Raw genomic sequence first — 14,596 nt, 5'->3', positions numbered from 1 at the left:
AATGGCAAATATGAATTTTAATACAGATTTCGTACCACTAACAGTAGACCCGGACAAAATTTATGATTACAGTTTTGCGATCATTAAAGAAGAAATGGGTGAACATTCTTTTACAGATGAACAATGGCTTGTCGTTCGCCGGGTTATCCATGCTTCGGCAGACTTCGAATTGGGACGCAGCATGATTTTTACGGATGATGCGATTGAAGCGGGCATTCAGTCAATTTTAGCAGGACGTCATGTTGTAGCTGATGTTCAGATGATTGAAAGTGGTTCAGGGCGCAAACGATTCCAAAAACATGGCGGGGATTTACATTGTTATATCGCAGATGAAGACGTTTCAATCGAAGCAAAAAAACTTGGAACAACCCGTGCCATTATTTCGATGCAAAAGGCGACTCAACTACAAGAAGGCGGTATTTATGCAATTGGGAATGCCCCAACAGCTCTACTTGAATTAATTCGTCTGATTAAAGAAGGCCTTGCAAAGCCGGATTTAATTATTGGTATGCCTGTTGGGTTCGTTTCGGCAGCAGAATCGAAAGCGGAATTAGCGATTTTAGAAGGAATTCCGTTTATTACGAATGTAGGAAGAAAAGGTGGCAGTACTGTAACCGTCGCAGCACTAAATGCCATCTCAATCATGGCAGATGAACGAGCAAAAGAAGCGAAATAAAAAAGATCCGTCGGAAATGCGTCACGGCTACACAACAGGAGCTTGTGCAACTGCGATGACAAAAGCTGCCTTGTACGCACTTGTGACCGGAGAAGTTCCTGAACATGTAACGATTCATTTACCTGTAGGAAAGGATGCCACATTTACGGTGGTATCTTTTGCAGTAAAGGAAAATGAAGTGATGTGTGAAACGATTAAGGATGCAGGGGATGATCCGGATGCAACACATAAAGCACGTATTCAAAGTACGGTTCGTTTTATAGAGAAAAGCGGTGTTCACTTAGATGGTGGAATCGGTGTTGGTCGTGTAACAAAAGCAGGACTGCCCGTGCCTGTCGGAGAAGCGGCAATTAACCCTGTTCCGAGAAAAATGCTTCATGGTGTCGTGGAAGAGGCGATTCAACTTTTCCAAATTGACAAAGGAATCGAAGTGATCATTTCCGTTCCGGACGGTGAGGAAATCGCGAAGAAGACATTAAATGCAAGGCTTGGAATATTGGGCGGCATTTCCATATTAGGTACTCGCGGAACGGTCGTACCCTTTTCAAGTTCGGCCTATATGGCGAGTATCGTGCAGGCGATTAGTGTTGCAAAAGAAGCAGGCTGTGACCATCTTGTCATTACAACCGGCGGACGCAGTGAAAAATATGCGATGAAGCAATATCCGCATTTACCGGAAGAAGCATTTATAGAGATGGGGGATTTCGTCGGTTTTACGTTAAAGCATATCGCCCGTAAAGAGATTCTCCAAGTGTCGCTTGTCGGAATGATGGGGAAATTTTCTAAAGTAGCACAGGGTGTCATGATGGTGCATTCAAAAAGTGCGCCGATCAGTTTCCCATTTTTGGCTGAAATCGCGAAAAAGGCCGGAGCTGATACAGAAATAACCGAGCAAATTTTGCATGCAAATACGGCATCGCAAGTAGGGGAAATCATGGTGGGGAATGACCAGTTTTTTAAAGCGCTTTGTAAAAACTGCTGTTACTATGCACTAGATCATACGAAAGCGAAATTACGTGTCTCCACAACGTTGTATGCAATGAACGGGGACATGCTAGGAAAGGCTGAGAATATTGAACAATTGGATGAAAATGATTGGTATCGGGGATAACGGACCAGCAAGTTTACTCCCTCAATATATCGCTTGGATTGAATCAAGTGAAGTTTTAGTTGGTGGTGAGCGTCATCTAGACTTTTTCCCGGATTACACTGGTGAAAAGATCATTATAAAAGGTGGATTATCACAATTAGTGGAAAAGCTGCAGGAAGAAAAAAGAAACGTCGTCATTTTAGTATCGGGTGACCCGCTATTTTACGGGTTAGGAGGTGTTTTGGCGAAGAAGCTCCCGTTAGAAATTTACCCTTATGCTAGTTCTGTTCAATTAGCATTTACAAGAATGCAGGAAAGCTGGCATGAGGCCTATTTAACGAGTGTTCATGGCCGGTCGATGAAAGGGCTTGCCCAAAAAATCGATGGCCGAAAAAAAGTAGCCATCCTGACAGATGAAGTGAATTCACCGAAAGCATTGGCAAGCTATTTAAAGGCATTCGGTATGACAGAATATGATTCATTTGTTGCAGAAAACTTGGAAGGTAACGCAGAACGATGCCGCCATCTTTCGCTAGATGAAATGGAAAACGCTGAATTTTCACCACTAAATGTTGTCATTTTAAAACAGCGTGAAGTGGTCGAGCGTTCGTCAATCGGTATTGATGATGACAAGTTTATCCAGCGGAAACCGGATAAAGGGCTCATTACAAAAAAGGAAATCCGAGTGCTTTGTTTACAAGCGCTGCAATTAAAAGAATCAAGTATCGCATGGGACATTGGGACATGTACGGGATCAGTTGCCATCGAAATGTCGAAAATAGCCCGTGAAGGTCAAGTTTATGCGATTGAAAAAAATGAAGCAGATTTGGAAAACTGCCTTCAAAATCAGCATATTCATCGTACAGATTTTACAGCTGTTTTAGGAAAAGCTCCAGAAAGGTTAGAAGAATTTCCTGATCCGGACGCCATTTTCATTGGCGGCAACGGCGGTAATATGGAGCAGTTGCTGCAACTATGTGTGAATCGATTAAAGCCAAATGGCCGCATTGTTATGAACATCGCAACAATTGAGAACTTAGCAGAAGCTATGGGGCATTTTAAAAAGTTCAATTGTGATGTTTCTGTACTGCAGGCACAAATCTCAAAGAGTAAGCCAATTTTAAATTTAACGCGCTTTGAACCGTTAAATCCAATTTTTATTGTGACAGCACAGAAAGGGATGGAATTATGACAATCGGTACATTAATCGGATTAGGTGTTGGACCAGGTGATCCGGAACTTATTACAGTAAAAGCATTTAGAATGCTGAAAGAATGCCCGGTCATTGCGTATCCACAAAAATTGCGCGGCAGTAAATCGTATGCCCAACGAATAATTGATGTGTACGTTAATCCGGCGGAAAAAGAAATGCTGGGGCTTGTATTTCCGATGACGAAGGACGAGGAGACATTGCAGGAAGCATGGTCAAAATCCGCAGAGAAAATCTATGCACATTTGAAAGAAGGCCGAGATGTCGCTTTTGTGACGGAAGGCGACCCGATGCTTTTTAGTACATATATACACTTGATGAAATTAATGAAGGAAATGCATCCCGACGTTCCAATGAAATCGATTGCAGGGATATCTTCATTTAATGGAACTGCCAATCGTTTAGGAATCCCATTGGCAGACGGCGATGATCATGTAGCAATGATTCCGGCAACTTCGGATATGGCAGAGATGCGTCATGTTATTGAGACCCATGACGGGATTGTGTTCATTAAAGTAGCGAAAGTATTGGATGACATGCTGGATTTGCTTGAAGAAATGAACTTACTAGAAAAAACGTATGTTGTGACAAAAGTAACTTCAGATGAAGAAATTATTTGGAAAACGAATGAATTGCGTGGAGCTGAGCTCAATTATTTATCATGTATGGTGGTGCGAAAATAATGAAGAAAATTTGGATTATAGGTGCTGGCCCCGGCGACCCGGATTTAATTACTGTGAAAGGTCTTAAGCTACTTCAACAGGCGGATGTTGTCATGTATACAGATTCGTTAGTTAGTGAAACTCTAGTTGCCGAAGCCCGTGAGGATGCAGAAGTAATCCGTACAGCAGGTATGCATTTACAAGAGATGGTTGATTGCATCGTTGAACGTGTCAATGCGGGAAAAATGGTTGTGCGTTTACATACGGGTGATCCGGCAATGTACGGGGCAACAATGGAACAAGTGGCATTGTTAAAAAATCATAATATTGGCTATGACGTTGTTCCAGGTGTGAGTTCCGTATTTGCTGCCGCTGCAGCCGTAGGAGCAGAACTAACGGTTCCTGATTTAACGCAAACGTTGATCTTAACACGAGCAGAAGGACGTACACCGGTACCTGAGCGTGAAAAACTGCAAGCATTGGCAAGCCATCATTGCACAATTGCAATGTTTTTAAGTGCCACATTAACGAAAAAGATTACAAAAGAGCTGCAGGCTGCAGGCTGGTCGGATAACACACCGGTTGCCGTTATTCAGCGGGCTTCATGGCCAGATCAAAAGATCGTTCGCACGACAATTGCTGAACTGGATGAAGCGATGCGGACAAATGGCATTCGCAAACATGCGATGATTTTAGCCGGCTGGGCACTTGATCCGAACATTCATGAAAAAGATTACCGTTCAAAATTGTATGATGCTACATTTACACATGGTTTTCGTAAAGGTGTGAAAGTAGATGATTAATTTACGTGAAGGGGAAATACCGGAAGTTCGTGTGACAAAACTTTATGCACTTGTAGCCATTACAAAGCACGGTGTGGCGAATGCGCGAAAGTATGCGGAGAAGTTTCCGTATGTCGATGTATATTATATGAAGAAATTTGAGCAGGGCGATGAGGCTGAAAAAAATATTCAATTATTTGACGGGACGGTGCGCCTGTTACTGCCTGCATTATTTAAAGCATATAAGTCGATGATATTGATTATTTCCCTTGGTGCAGTCGTTCGGATGATTGCCCCGATTTTAGTAGATAAAAAGAAAGATCCGGGTGTTCTTGTTGTTGACGATAAAGGACAATATGTCGTGAGTGTTCTTTCCGGACATATTGGTGGTGCGAATGCCCTGACAAATGAGTTTGCACAAGCAATCGATGCGACTCCGATTGTAACTACAGCATCGGATGTCCAAAAAACAATCGCCGTTGATTTATTTGGCGCGCGGTATGGCTGGGTTTGGGACAGTGAAGAAAAACTGACGCCTGTCAGTGCATCTGTTGTCAATGAAGAGCAAGTTGCAATCGTACAGGAAACAGGTGAAAAAACATGGTGGATGCATGAAACACCGATGCCTGAAACATTGAAGATTTACAGCTCGACACAGGAAGCCATTGCTGCAAAACCACAGGCGACATTGCTCATTACAGATCGCATAATCGAAAAAGAGGAAGAAGTATTACTCGAAAACGGTGTAATCTATCGACCAAAATCAATTGTTTTAGGAATGGGCTGTAATCGCGGAACATCTGCAGAAGAAATTGAACAACTAATTGATGAAACGCTTGCAGAACTAAAGCTGAGCAAAAAAAGCGTCAAAGCGATCGCGACAATCGATTTAAAAAAAGATGAACAAGGTTTCCTGCAAGTAACGGCTAGAAACAACTGGCAGTTTATAACGTATACACCGGCAGAGTTAAATGAATTGCCGCTGCAAAATCCATCGGAAACTGTTTTTAAATTTACAGGGGCATACGGTGTCAGTGAACCTGCTGCATTACGGTGTGCCAATGCGACAGACTGGCTGTTGGAAAAAAAGAAAAGCGGCAATGCAACCATTTCTATTGCCCGGATTACATTTGATGAGGAGGAAATCGAATGAATCGTTTCGTATTAGCCGGAACAGGCAGTGGCGTAGGAAAAACAACATTTACAATTGGAATTATGCGTGCACTGATGAGGCGCGGTCTTACGGTTCAAGGATTTAAATGCGGTCCGGATTATATCGATCCGACGTATCATACAGCGGTAACGAGACGGTCTTCACGCAATATTGACAGTTTCATGATGACGGAAGATGTCGTACGCACAATTGTTGCGAGAAACAGCATTGATTCAGATGTGTCTATTATTGAAGGTGTCATGGGATTTTATGACGGGAAGTCACCATTATCGAATGAAGGATCAGCGGCACATATTAGTGAAATTACAGACAGTCCGGTAATTTTAATTGTTAACGCAGCAAGTATGGCCCGAAGCGTCGCTGCTATAGTAAAAGGATTCCAGCAGTTGGACAAGAACGCCAATATTGTGGGGGTTATTGCCAATCAGCTTGGGAGTAAAGGTCACTTTGAAATTATTAAAACAGCGATCGAACATGAATGTAACATCCCCGTTCTCGGCTACCTGCAAAAAGGTGCGGTACCAGCGTTGCCGAGCCGTCATTTAGGTTTAGTACCGGCTATTGAACGAGGAGAGCTCGATCCGTATTTCGATGAGCTTGCAGCTGCTATTGAAGCAACTGTTGATTTGGATTTATTGTTACAAGTCACAAAAGCGACCGAATTGGAGCAAACTTCAAAGATTTTCGAAATACAAGGAAATACGCAAGAAATTCATTTGGCTGTAGCAAAAGATGCAGCATTTAACTTTTATTATGAAGAAAATTTTGAATTACTGAAAGCAAACGGTGCAAAACTCCATTTCTTCTCGCCACTTGAAAATGAACCGGTTCCTGAACAGGCACAAGGTTTGTATATTGGCGGAGGGTTCCCTGAAGAATTTGCTGAGAAACTTGCACAGAATGAACAGGCAAAAACTTCGATAAAACAAGCGATTGAAAAGGGAATCCCGACACTTGCGGAATGTGGCGGCTTCATGTATTTAACAGAAGAAATTTTCAACCGTGAGGGAAATGGCTATAAAATGCTTGGTGTCATTCCGGGAAGCGTTCGGATGCAAGAAAAACTGGCCGCATTAGGCTACAGAGAAATTACCGGTGTGGAGGGCAACTTTTTAATCGGTGAACAGGAGCTTGCTAAAGGTCACGAGTTCCATTATTCCGTTTACGAAGGAAATCACGAAACACCTGCTTATTTTACAAAAGGCCGCTTTGGAGCGAAAAAGGAAGGGTACTCACATGGGAATCTAGTTGCTGGATATACACATTTTCATTTCGCATCCAATCCACAAATCGTGAAAAATTGGCTTGCAGCTTGTTTGGAGGTAAGAGTATGAATTATTTTCCGTTAATGGTCAATATTGAGTTTAAAAAAGTGGTGATCGTCGGTGGAGGCCATGTAGCCAATCAAAAAGTGGAAGCATTATTACCTACGAATGCCGAGATTACCGTTGTAAGTCCGACAGTAACGGATAAGTTAAAAACATATTTAGATGAAGGAAAAGCAGTCTGGAAACAAAAACTTTTTGAACCGGCTGATTTAGACGGTGCAGCCCTCATTTTTGCGGCAACGAATGACGAAGCGGTAAATGATGCAGTGGAAGAAGCAACACAGCATTGGCAATTATTAAATCGTGCAGATGCTTTAGGTCGTATGGATTTTATGAACCCTGCTGTTGTCCGTCGTGGAGATTTTGTTGTAACGGTGTCGACAACTGGCGCAAGTCCGGCGCTTACTAGAAAAGTAAAAGCGGACTTAGAGGAACAATACGATGAAAGTTATGCAGAATATGTTGCATTTTTAAAGGAAGCCCGTCTGCTTATTTTGAAAAATTATGAAGGCGATGCAAAAAAAGCAGCGCTTGCTCAATTGCTTGAACCTGAAATATTAGTATGGATTCAGCAAAAGAATAAGGAAAAATGTGCGCAGTTTCTACGTCAGATTGAAGCGGGAGAAATCAATTGAGCGGATTTGTTTATATAGTTGGTGCTGGACCGGGTGATCCGAAATTACTGACAATACGTGCTTTAGAGTGCATTCAGATAGCTGATGTCATTTTATATGACAGATTAGTAAACCCCGAAATTTTAAAACACGCAAAAGCCCATTGCGAATTAATTTATTGTGGCAAAGAACCGGGAAAGCATGGCCTGATACAAGACGAAATTCATCGTGTGCTCGTTGAAAAAGCACAGCAGAACATGCAGGTTGTCCGTCTAAAAGGCGGCGACCCATTCGTCTTTGGACGAGGCGCAGAAGAAGCAGCAATTCTTCGCAATGAAAATATTGAATTTGAAATTGTCCCAGGAATCACAGCAGGAATAGCGGCACCGGCATATGCAGGCATACCCGTTACACATCGCGATTATGCAACAAGCTTTGCGATTGTAACAGGGCATGGCCGTGAAGAAAAGGGGCAGGATTTTTTAAGCTGGGCTAGTCTCGCACAAATCGATACGATTGCGTTTTATATGAGCATCGGCAATATCGATCATATTACGAAAAGCCTAATCAGACACGGAAAGAAACCGACAACCCCGGTTGCAGTAATTGAATGGGGAACAACAAGCAATCAGCGTACGATTACAGGTCAATTAGAGACGATTTCCGAACAAATTCAGCAGCAGAAAATGGTCAACCCTTCGATGATTCTAGTTGGGGATGTTGTAGGAATTCGTGAAGAAATTGCCTGGTTCAATGAAAGGATTGAGACAACATGTTAGAAGCATTAAAAAAACGACGGGCGGTTCGTCAATTTTTACCTAAGGAAGTAGAACAGGAAAAAATTGAACAATTATTGGAGGCAGCAACTTATGCACCGAATGACCGGATGCGCGAGCCTTGGCAATTTTATGTGCTGCAAGGCGATAGTTTAAAGCGTTTTGAACAAGTAGCTTTCGATTATTTACAGCAGCGCTTCCCGACAAAACCAAACTTAGTAGAAAGCTCCATGCAGGCAGTTACAAAAACACCGCTCATCATTGTCGTAACATCTGCCGTAGTGGAAGGAGATGAAGGGGCGACACTGGACAATAAGTTCGCTGTCAGCAGCGCGATCATGTCGATGTGGCTGATGGCTGAAGCGCTTGGTTTAGGCATGGTGTGGCGGACACGCGGAGTCGGTCTTGTACATGAAACAGCTTTGCATGAATTTATCGGGGCGACGGATTCTGAACACCTCGTAGGTACGTTATGTATTGGCTATCCGGAGGAACCGGTTACAACTGAGAAAAAAAGTACATCGTTTTCAGAAAAAACAACTTGGCTTTAGGGGGCAATTTTATGGCGAGAAAAGGAATGCTGCTCGTATATACGGGTGAAGGAAAAGGCAAAACAACCGCTTCATTAGGTGTAACCTTACGTGCAATTGGCCGTGGGATGACGGTGAAGTATTTTCAGTTTATTAAATCACCGGAACGTACATATGGAGAACAAATTGCACTTCGGAAATTAGGTGTTGAAACCGTTCAGCTTGGCATTGGTTTTACGTGGACAAAAACACCGGAAGAACATAGGGAAGCGTTAAGAAAGGCTTGGCAAATTGTAAAAAAGGAATTGCAGGATGAAACGACGGATTTACTAGTTTTGGATGAATTAAATAATGCATTGGCAATTTCAAAATTCCCAATCGATGATGTTTTGCCTTTAGAGGAAGTACTTGAAGCAATTCGGAGTCGACCGGCCACAATGCATTTAGTCGTTACAGGACGTTCGGCACATCCGGATCTTATTGCGATGGCTGATCTGGTTTCAACCGTTGATGCAACGAAACATTATTACAGCGAACAGGATGTCTCAGCTATGAAGGGGCTGGAGTTTTAGTGCAGGCAATCATGATTCAGGGCACAGCATCCGATGTGGGAAAAAGTGTACTATGTACAGCATTATGTCGCATCTTAGTTAATGACGGTTACCGGGTTGCTCCGTTTAAATCACAAAATATGGCTCTGAATTCGTATATTACAAAAGATGGCGGAGAAATTGGGCGTGCTCAAGGGGTCCAGGCAGAAGCGGCAAAAATTGATGCAACGACAGATATGAACCCGATTTTACTAAAGCCTAAAGGGGATATGGTATCAGAAGTGATTTTGCACGGTAAACATTTTGCAAACATGGATGCGGTCAGTTATCGTGAACAATTTGTAGAAGATGTCATGCCTGAAGTCCGTACTTCACTGGCACGCTTATCTGAGGACTATGATGTTCTTATTCTGGAAGGTGCGGGAAGTCCTGCAGAAATTAACTTGAAAAGCCGTGATATTGCCAATATGCGAATGGCACATGAGACGGACGCGTCAGTGATTTTAGTGGCGGACATTGAACGGGGCGGTGTTTTTGCATCACTTGTCGGAACGTTAATGTTATTGGATGATGCGGAAAAAGCACGTGTAAAAGGAATTATTATTAATAAGTTTCGCGGCATGAAAGAACTGCTGACAAGTGGAATCGATTGGCTGGAGGAATATACAGGTATTCCTGTACTTGGTGTCATTCCGTATTTTGATGTTCAAATTGAGGCAGAAGATTCGATGGCCCTATCCAGCCTGCGCTTAAAGAAGCCACAGCAGCATGAATTTGCGGTTGATGTTGCCGTTATCCGTTTACCGCGTATATCTAATTTTACTGATTTGGATCCATTGTTTGAAGAACCGGGTGTAGGCGTGCGCTTTGTCTCAACGCTTAGTGATTTAAAAAATCCGGATGTCGTAATTTTACCAGGTACTAAAAACACGGTGGAAGATTTTTTATGGCTTCAGCAAACCGGGCTGATGCAAGGTATTTTACAGTTAGCAAATCAAAATGTCCGCATTATCGGTATTTGTGGAGGTTATCAGATGCTTGGTGAGATTATCCGTGACGAACAGGCGGTCGAAAGCGCTGGCGGAACGTATTTGACATTAGGTCTGCTGCCGATCGAAACAACATTTATCAATAGTAAGCAAACGGTTCAAGTTTCGGGAAGAAGCTGCACAGGTCATGAGATTGAAGGCTATGAAATTCATTTAGGCCGCAGTGTTGCGACTAAACCGTTGAAGCCGTTCATCCAATTTTATGACGGCCGGACAGACGGTGTCTATACTGACCAAGTATTTGGTACATATGTTCATGGGATTTTCCAAAATCGCCTATTTACACGCGATTATTTTAATACAATCCGTGTGCAAAAAGGAATGGAGCCAATTACAGGAGAAGTGTTATCCGATTTTGAACGTCGCGAACAAGCCTATGAATTGCTGGACCGCCATGTACGTGGGCATTTGGATATGGAGAAGATTTATTCGTTTATTTCGGAAGCCAAGTTTGAAAAGAGGTGAAGTTGATGGCTGTTTTACATGGGCCACTTGCAATTGATTTTGAGCAGCTCTGGAAGGAAGGGATGCTGGACTGGCATGGAAATATGCCGGAACGGATGAAAAATGATGCATTGGAGGAAGCATTTTGGGCCCAATCGATGCAAAAAAAATCCTATAAACAAACGGATGCACATGCCATTCCGATTTATGAAAAAATTCGTCAATACATACCACAGGGTGCAAGCTGTCTGGAAATGGGACCAGGTTGGGGGAATTATACATTTCCCTTAAGAGAAGATGTCGGAAAACTGACATTGGTTGATGGCTCAAAAAGTGTTTTAAACTACTTGCAGCAGTATTTCATGGAAGACGATGCGGTAAATTTTGTCCATGCGAAGTGGGAAGAAGCAGATGTTGAACAGCATGATATAGTAATCGGGGTCAATTGCTATTACCGAATATATGAGATGAATGATGCACTGCTGAAAATGAATAATTGCGCAAAGAAAAGAGCAATCATCGGTTTAACAACAGGTCCAATTCAACCACATTATGATGTTTTAGCGAAAGAATATCACTATCAGATTAAATATCCCAGAAGAGACTATATTGAAATTTTAAATATGCTGTACCAATTAGGAATTTATGCAGATTGCGAAATGCTGCCATTGGAACGTGTTTATTACTATGACAGTTATGAAGCGCTCTTTGAAGCACAAAGTAAAAAAATATTATCGAATCCGTTTGATTTAGAGCATGTTAAAGAGGCACTTGCCCGATTCGTTAAAGTGGAGGAAGGCAAGATTGTTTACCGTCATAAATTTTATGCAGCGATCATTAGTTGGGAGCCGGTAAACTTTTATGAATAAAAAAAAACTTTGGCTATGGATGCCTATTTTAATCATTGTGCTCGTCATATCGATTATTGGTGCAATCATGGTAGGTTCTGTAGGGATCACACCCCAGTTAATTATTGAGGTTTTACTTTTTAAAACGGGAATTTTAAGTGAAACAAACGCTTCTAAGGCGCAGCAAATAATTATTTGGGAAATCCGGGTGCCACGTGTACTATTGGCACTTCTAGTCGGAGCATCATTGGCAATATCGGGTGCCGCAATACAGGCTCTAGTAAAGAATTCCATTGCAGATCCTTACATACTCGGTGTTTCGTCGGGAGCATCTGTCGGGGCAACTTCAGTAATTTTATTCTGTGCATTTAGCTTTTTCGGAGTGTTTGCTTTATCGCTTGCCGCTTTTTTTGGTGCAATATTTGCCGTAATGATTGTATTTATGCTTGCCCGTGTGAACGGGAAAACTTCGATGATTCGATTATTGCTGTCGGGGATTGCGGTTTCCATGGTGTTAGGTGCGATGACCAACTTTATGTTGATGATTTCGAAAGAACAGGGCGGTGTTCAGGCAGTCATGTTTTGGATGCTTGGCAGTTTAGGCGGGGCAAAGTGGTCAAATCTCGGAATACCTTTAGTTACTTTTTGTATCGTATTTCCATTATTACTACTAAGCTATCGTCAACTGAACGCACTGTTACTAGGTGAAGAAACAGCCTCGACTTTAGGGATTCATATTGAACGATTCAGGCTGTTCATTATTATCATTGTATCTTTACTAACCGGCGTCGTAGTTGCTGTAAGCGGGAGTATCGGATTTGTCGGTCTCATTGTCCCACATATTGTACGAATGATTGTCGGGTCCAATTATAAAGTAGTTTTACCGCTAAGTGCGCTGCTTGGAGCCATTATTATTATTTGGGCTGATATGGGTGCACGTATTGCAATTGCACCAGAAGAGATGCCAATCGGAATTATTACTGCATTATTCGGCAGTCCGTTCTTTATTTGGATGCTTCGTCGCGAGCGCTATGCATTTGGGGAAGGAGAATGAGATGATACAGCTACAACAAGTTGAATATTCGGTGGATGATAAGGAGATTTTGAAAAGCATTTCTTTGGAAATCATCGAAGGAAAATTTATAGGGATTATTGGTCCAAACGGCAGTGGTAAATCAACAATGCTTAAGATTTTGTACCGTCACCTGAAACAATCATCGGGAAAAGTAACTTTGCATGAACAGGAAGTCTGGGATATTTCCCCGAAAAAACTGGCAAGACAAATGGCGGTCGTTAGTCAAGAGTCCACTTTGTTATTTGATTTTACGGTAAGGGATTTGGTGATGATGGGACGCACTCCTTATAAAGGCTGGCTCAGTTCTGATAACTCAGAAGATATGTCGATCGCGGACAGAAGCATGAAACTAGCCAATGTCGCCCATTTAGCCAATCGTACATTAAGCAATCTATCAGGTGGCGAAAAAAAACGGGTAATGCTCGCACGTGCATTGGCACAGCAGGCAAGTATTCTCGTATTGGATGAACCGACAAACCATTTGGATATTGAACACCAGCTCCATTTAATGGATTTAGTCAAAGATTTACCGATTACAATTATTGCGGCGTTACATGATTTAAATTTAGCTGCAGCCTACTGTGATGAGCTAATCGTTATGAAAGACGGAACATTACATATTCAGGGTTCCCCTGATAGTGTCTTAACAACAGAGATGTTAAAAGAAGTATTTAACATACATGCAGGAGTTTCTAGAAATCCATTCACAGAAAAAATGCATTTATTTTTTTATACTAATACAGCTATGGATACAAGAGGAGAACAATAATGAAATTACGAAAAAAAATTTGGGCACCAATTGCCCTGGCATCAGCACTAATTTTAGGGGCATGTTCGGGTTATGAGCAAAATATCAAACAGGTAACAGCAGATTCAGAAGAGACGTCACAGGCAATAACAATCGAAAACGATGGGGTATCCATTACATATGATGAAGCACCCAAAAAAGCGATTTCTATTAATCAGCATGTAACAGAAGTAATGCTTGCACTCGGCTTGGAAGATTCGATGGTAGGTACAGCTTACTTGGATGACCAGATTTATCCTCCATTACAAGAAGCATATGACCAGGTTCCGGTACTGGCTGAACAATATCCTTCGAAAGAACAGGTTATCTCGACAGAAGCCGATTTCATTTACGGTGGCTGGGCAAGTGCCTTTAATGAGAAAAACTTAATGTCACGCGAAGAAATGGAACAATTGGGAATCGGTAGTTACCTGCAGTCTTCCTCAGTAAAAGTGGCTCCGGAGTTAGAGGATATTTACACGGATATCCGTAATATCGCAAAGATCTTCCGTGTTGAAGAGCGCGGAGAAACATTGATAGAAAAAATGAACGCTGATATTGAAAAGATTAAAGAAAAAGTTCCTACAATGGACAAACCAATTAATGTTCTAGTATTTGATAGTGGTGATAAAGATGTATTTACAGCCACTCAAAACTTTTTGAACACTCTCGTGAAAATGGCGGGAGCAAATAATATTTTTGGTGATATCGAGAAAAACTGGGCTACAGTTTCAAAAGAAGATGCTGTAGAACGTAATCCGGAAGCTATTATTGTCATTGATTACGGTTCTACTACAGCAGAAGAGAAAATTAATTTCCTGAAAAATGATCCGGCACTGAGCCAAACACCGGCAGTACAAAATGAGCGTTTTGTTGTTTTACCATTATCGGCTGCATCAGAAGGTGTTCGTGTGGCAGAAGCGCTTGAAATTATTGTAAAAGGTCTTTACCCTGATTCATTCTAATCTTTCAAAATCAAAGGGATTCCACCAGTCGACAC

The 14,596-nt window shown here is 42.0% G+C and carries 16 protein-coding genes; all 16 read left to right on the top strand.

What is annotated here, in order from left to right:
* Position 1 precedes the first annotated feature (1 nt).
* From CBM15_RS11770 to CBM15_RS11695, 16 genes are read left to right on the top strand one after another with little or no spacing between them, the layout of a single operon-like run.
* Positions 2–676 carry a precorrin-8X methylmutase gene (locus CBM15_RS11770; RefSeq protein WP_008406575.1) on the top strand — a complete coding sequence of 225 codons (675 nt, stop codon included), beginning with the start codon at positions 2–4 and terminating at the stop codon, positions 674–676.
* A complete protein-coding gene (locus CBM15_RS11765; protein ID WP_087617688.1) occupies positions 651–1,787 on the top strand; it encodes a cobalt-precorrin-5B (C(1))-methyltransferase in 1,137 nt (378 codons plus the stop codon). The genes CBM15_RS11770 and CBM15_RS11765 overlap by 26 nt, the downstream gene beginning before the upstream one ends.
* Positions 1,762–2,958, top strand: coding sequence for a precorrin-6y C5,15-methyltransferase (decarboxylating) subunit CbiE (cbiE, locus tag CBM15_RS11760; protein ID WP_193433792.1), 1,197 nt, complete (start codon positions 1,762–1,764; stop codon positions 2,956–2,958). Before CBM15_RS11765 ends, cbiE begins: the two co-directional genes overlap by 26 nt.
* Complete coding sequence (gene cobI / locus CBM15_RS11755) at positions 2,955–3,659, top strand: precorrin-2 C(20)-methyltransferase (RefSeq protein ID WP_087617661.1); 705 nt, start codon at positions 2,955–2,957, stop codon at positions 3,657–3,659. Before cbiE ends, cobI begins: the two co-directional genes overlap by 4 nt.
* Positions 3,659–4,441, top strand: coding sequence for a precorrin-4 C(11)-methyltransferase (cobM, locus tag CBM15_RS11750; RefSeq protein WP_087617660.1), 783 nt, complete (start codon positions 3,659–3,661; stop codon positions 4,439–4,441). Before cobI ends, cobM begins: the two co-directional genes overlap by 1 nt.
* Entirely contained in the window at positions 4,434–5,573 is a 1,140-nt protein-coding gene (locus CBM15_RS11745; protein WP_087617659.1) for a cobalt-precorrin 5A hydrolase, read from the top strand. The genes cobM and CBM15_RS11745 overlap by 8 nt, the downstream gene beginning before the upstream one ends.
* On the top strand, positions 5,570–6,928 hold the full coding sequence (locus CBM15_RS11740) for a cobyrinic acid a,c-diamide synthase CobB (RefSeq protein ID WP_087617658.1): 1,359 nt from the start codon (positions 5,570–5,572) through the stop codon (positions 6,926–6,928). The genes CBM15_RS11745 and CBM15_RS11740 overlap by 4 nt, the downstream gene beginning before the upstream one ends.
* A complete protein-coding gene (locus CBM15_RS11735) occupies positions 6,925–7,557 on the top strand; it encodes a precorrin-2 dehydrogenase/sirohydrochlorin ferrochelatase family protein (protein WP_087617657.1) in 633 nt (210 codons plus the stop codon). The genes CBM15_RS11740 and CBM15_RS11735 overlap by 4 nt, the downstream gene beginning before the upstream one ends.
* Positions 7,554–8,315 (top strand): uroporphyrinogen-III C-methyltransferase, encoded by a 762-nt coding sequence (gene cobA, locus CBM15_RS11730; RefSeq protein ID WP_087617656.1) that lies wholly within the window; start codon positions 7,554–7,556, stop codon positions 8,313–8,315. Before CBM15_RS11735 ends, cobA begins: the two co-directional genes overlap by 4 nt.
* Positions 8,309–8,863 carry a nitroreductase family protein gene (locus CBM15_RS11725; protein ID WP_087617655.1) on the top strand — a complete coding sequence of 185 codons (555 nt, stop codon included), beginning with the start codon at positions 8,309–8,311 and terminating at the stop codon, positions 8,861–8,863. The genes cobA and CBM15_RS11725 overlap by 7 nt, the downstream gene beginning before the upstream one ends.
* An 11-nt stretch (positions 8,864–8,874) precedes the next feature.
* Complete coding sequence (locus tag CBM15_RS11720; protein WP_087617654.1) at positions 8,875–9,414, top strand: cob(I)yrinic acid a,c-diamide adenosyltransferase; 540 nt, start codon at positions 8,875–8,877, stop codon at positions 9,412–9,414.
* The gene (locus CBM15_RS11715) at positions 9,414–10,907 is read left to right on the top strand and encodes a cobyric acid synthase (RefSeq protein WP_087617653.1); all 1,494 of its coding nucleotides are present in this window, start codon (positions 9,414–9,416) and stop codon (positions 10,905–10,907) included. The genes CBM15_RS11720 and CBM15_RS11715 overlap by 1 nt, the downstream gene beginning before the upstream one ends.
* A 5-nt stretch (positions 10,908–10,912) precedes the next feature.
* Positions 10,913–11,755, top strand: a complete 843-nt coding sequence (locus CBM15_RS11710; protein WP_087617652.1) for a class I SAM-dependent methyltransferase — start codon at positions 10,913–10,915, stop codon at positions 11,753–11,755.
* The gene (locus CBM15_RS11705) at positions 11,748–12,788 is read left to right on the top strand and encodes a FecCD family ABC transporter permease (protein ID WP_087617651.1); all 1,041 of its coding nucleotides are present in this window, start codon (positions 11,748–11,750) and stop codon (positions 12,786–12,788) included. Before CBM15_RS11710 ends, CBM15_RS11705 begins: the two co-directional genes overlap by 8 nt.
* Position 12,789: 1 nt before the next feature.
* On the top strand, positions 12,790–13,578 hold the full coding sequence (locus tag CBM15_RS11700; protein ID WP_087617650.1) for a heme ABC transporter ATP-binding protein: 789 nt from the start codon (positions 12,790–12,792) through the stop codon (positions 13,576–13,578).
* Positions 13,578–14,561 carry an ABC transporter substrate-binding protein gene (locus CBM15_RS11695; RefSeq protein ID WP_087617649.1) on the top strand — a complete coding sequence of 328 codons (984 nt, stop codon included), beginning with the start codon at positions 13,578–13,580 and terminating at the stop codon, positions 14,559–14,561. The genes CBM15_RS11700 and CBM15_RS11695 overlap by 1 nt, the downstream gene beginning before the upstream one ends.
* Positions 14,562–14,596 lie beyond the last annotated feature (35 nt).

The organism is Solibacillus kalamii (genome assembly GCF_002174535.1).
GTDB lineage: Bacteria > Bacillota > Bacilli > Bacillales_A > Planococcaceae > Solibacillus > Solibacillus silvestris.
The sequence above is the reverse complement of the archived record's forward strand: the minus strand, read 5'-3'. Positions and strand labels throughout refer to the sequence as shown.

Excerpts from the sequence above, each read along its gene's own strand:
- CBM15_RS11770 (WP_008406575.1), top strand. The coding sequence starts at position 2 with ATGGCAAATATGAATTTTAATACAGATTTCGTACCACTAACAGTAGAC.
- CBM15_RS11765 (WP_087617688.1), top strand. The coding sequence starts at position 651 with ATGAACGAGCAAAAGAAGCGAAATAAAAAAGATCCGTCGGAAATGCGT.
- cbiE (WP_193433792.1), top strand. The coding sequence starts at position 1,762 with ATGAAAATGATTGGTATCGGGGATAACGGACCAGCAAGTTTACTCCCT.
- cobI (WP_087617661.1), top strand. The coding sequence starts at position 2,955 with ATGACAATCGGTACATTAATCGGATTAGGTGTTGGACCAGGTGATCCG.
- cobM (WP_087617660.1), top strand. The coding sequence starts at position 3,659 with ATGAAGAAAATTTGGATTATAGGTGCTGGCCCCGGCGACCCGGATTTA.
- CBM15_RS11745 (WP_087617659.1), top strand. The coding sequence starts at position 4,434 with ATGATTAATTTACGTGAAGGGGAAATACCGGAAGTTCGTGTGACAAAA.
- CBM15_RS11740 (WP_087617658.1), top strand. The coding sequence starts at position 5,570 with ATGAATCGTTTCGTATTAGCCGGAACAGGCAGTGGCGTAGGAAAAACA.
- CBM15_RS11735 (WP_087617657.1), top strand. The coding sequence starts at position 6,925 with ATGAATTATTTTCCGTTAATGGTCAATATTGAGTTTAAAAAAGTGGTG.
- CBM15_RS11725 (WP_087617655.1), top strand. The coding sequence starts at position 8,309 with ATGTTAGAAGCATTAAAAAAACGACGGGCGGTTCGTCAATTTTTACCT.
- CBM15_RS11720 (WP_087617654.1), top strand. The coding sequence starts at position 8,875 with ATGGCGAGAAAAGGAATGCTGCTCGTATATACGGGTGAAGGAAAAGGC.
- CBM15_RS11710 (WP_087617652.1), top strand. The coding sequence starts at position 10,913 with ATGGCTGTTTTACATGGGCCACTTGCAATTGATTTTGAGCAGCTCTGG.
- CBM15_RS11705 (WP_087617651.1), top strand. The coding sequence starts at position 11,748 with ATGAATAAAAAAAAACTTTGGCTATGGATGCCTATTTTAATCATTGTG.
- CBM15_RS11700 (WP_087617650.1), top strand. The coding sequence starts at position 12,790 with ATGATACAGCTACAACAAGTTGAATATTCGGTGGATGATAAGGAGATT.
- CBM15_RS11695 (WP_087617649.1), top strand. The coding sequence starts at position 13,578 with ATGAAATTACGAAAAAAAATTTGGGCACCAATTGCCCTGGCATCAGCA.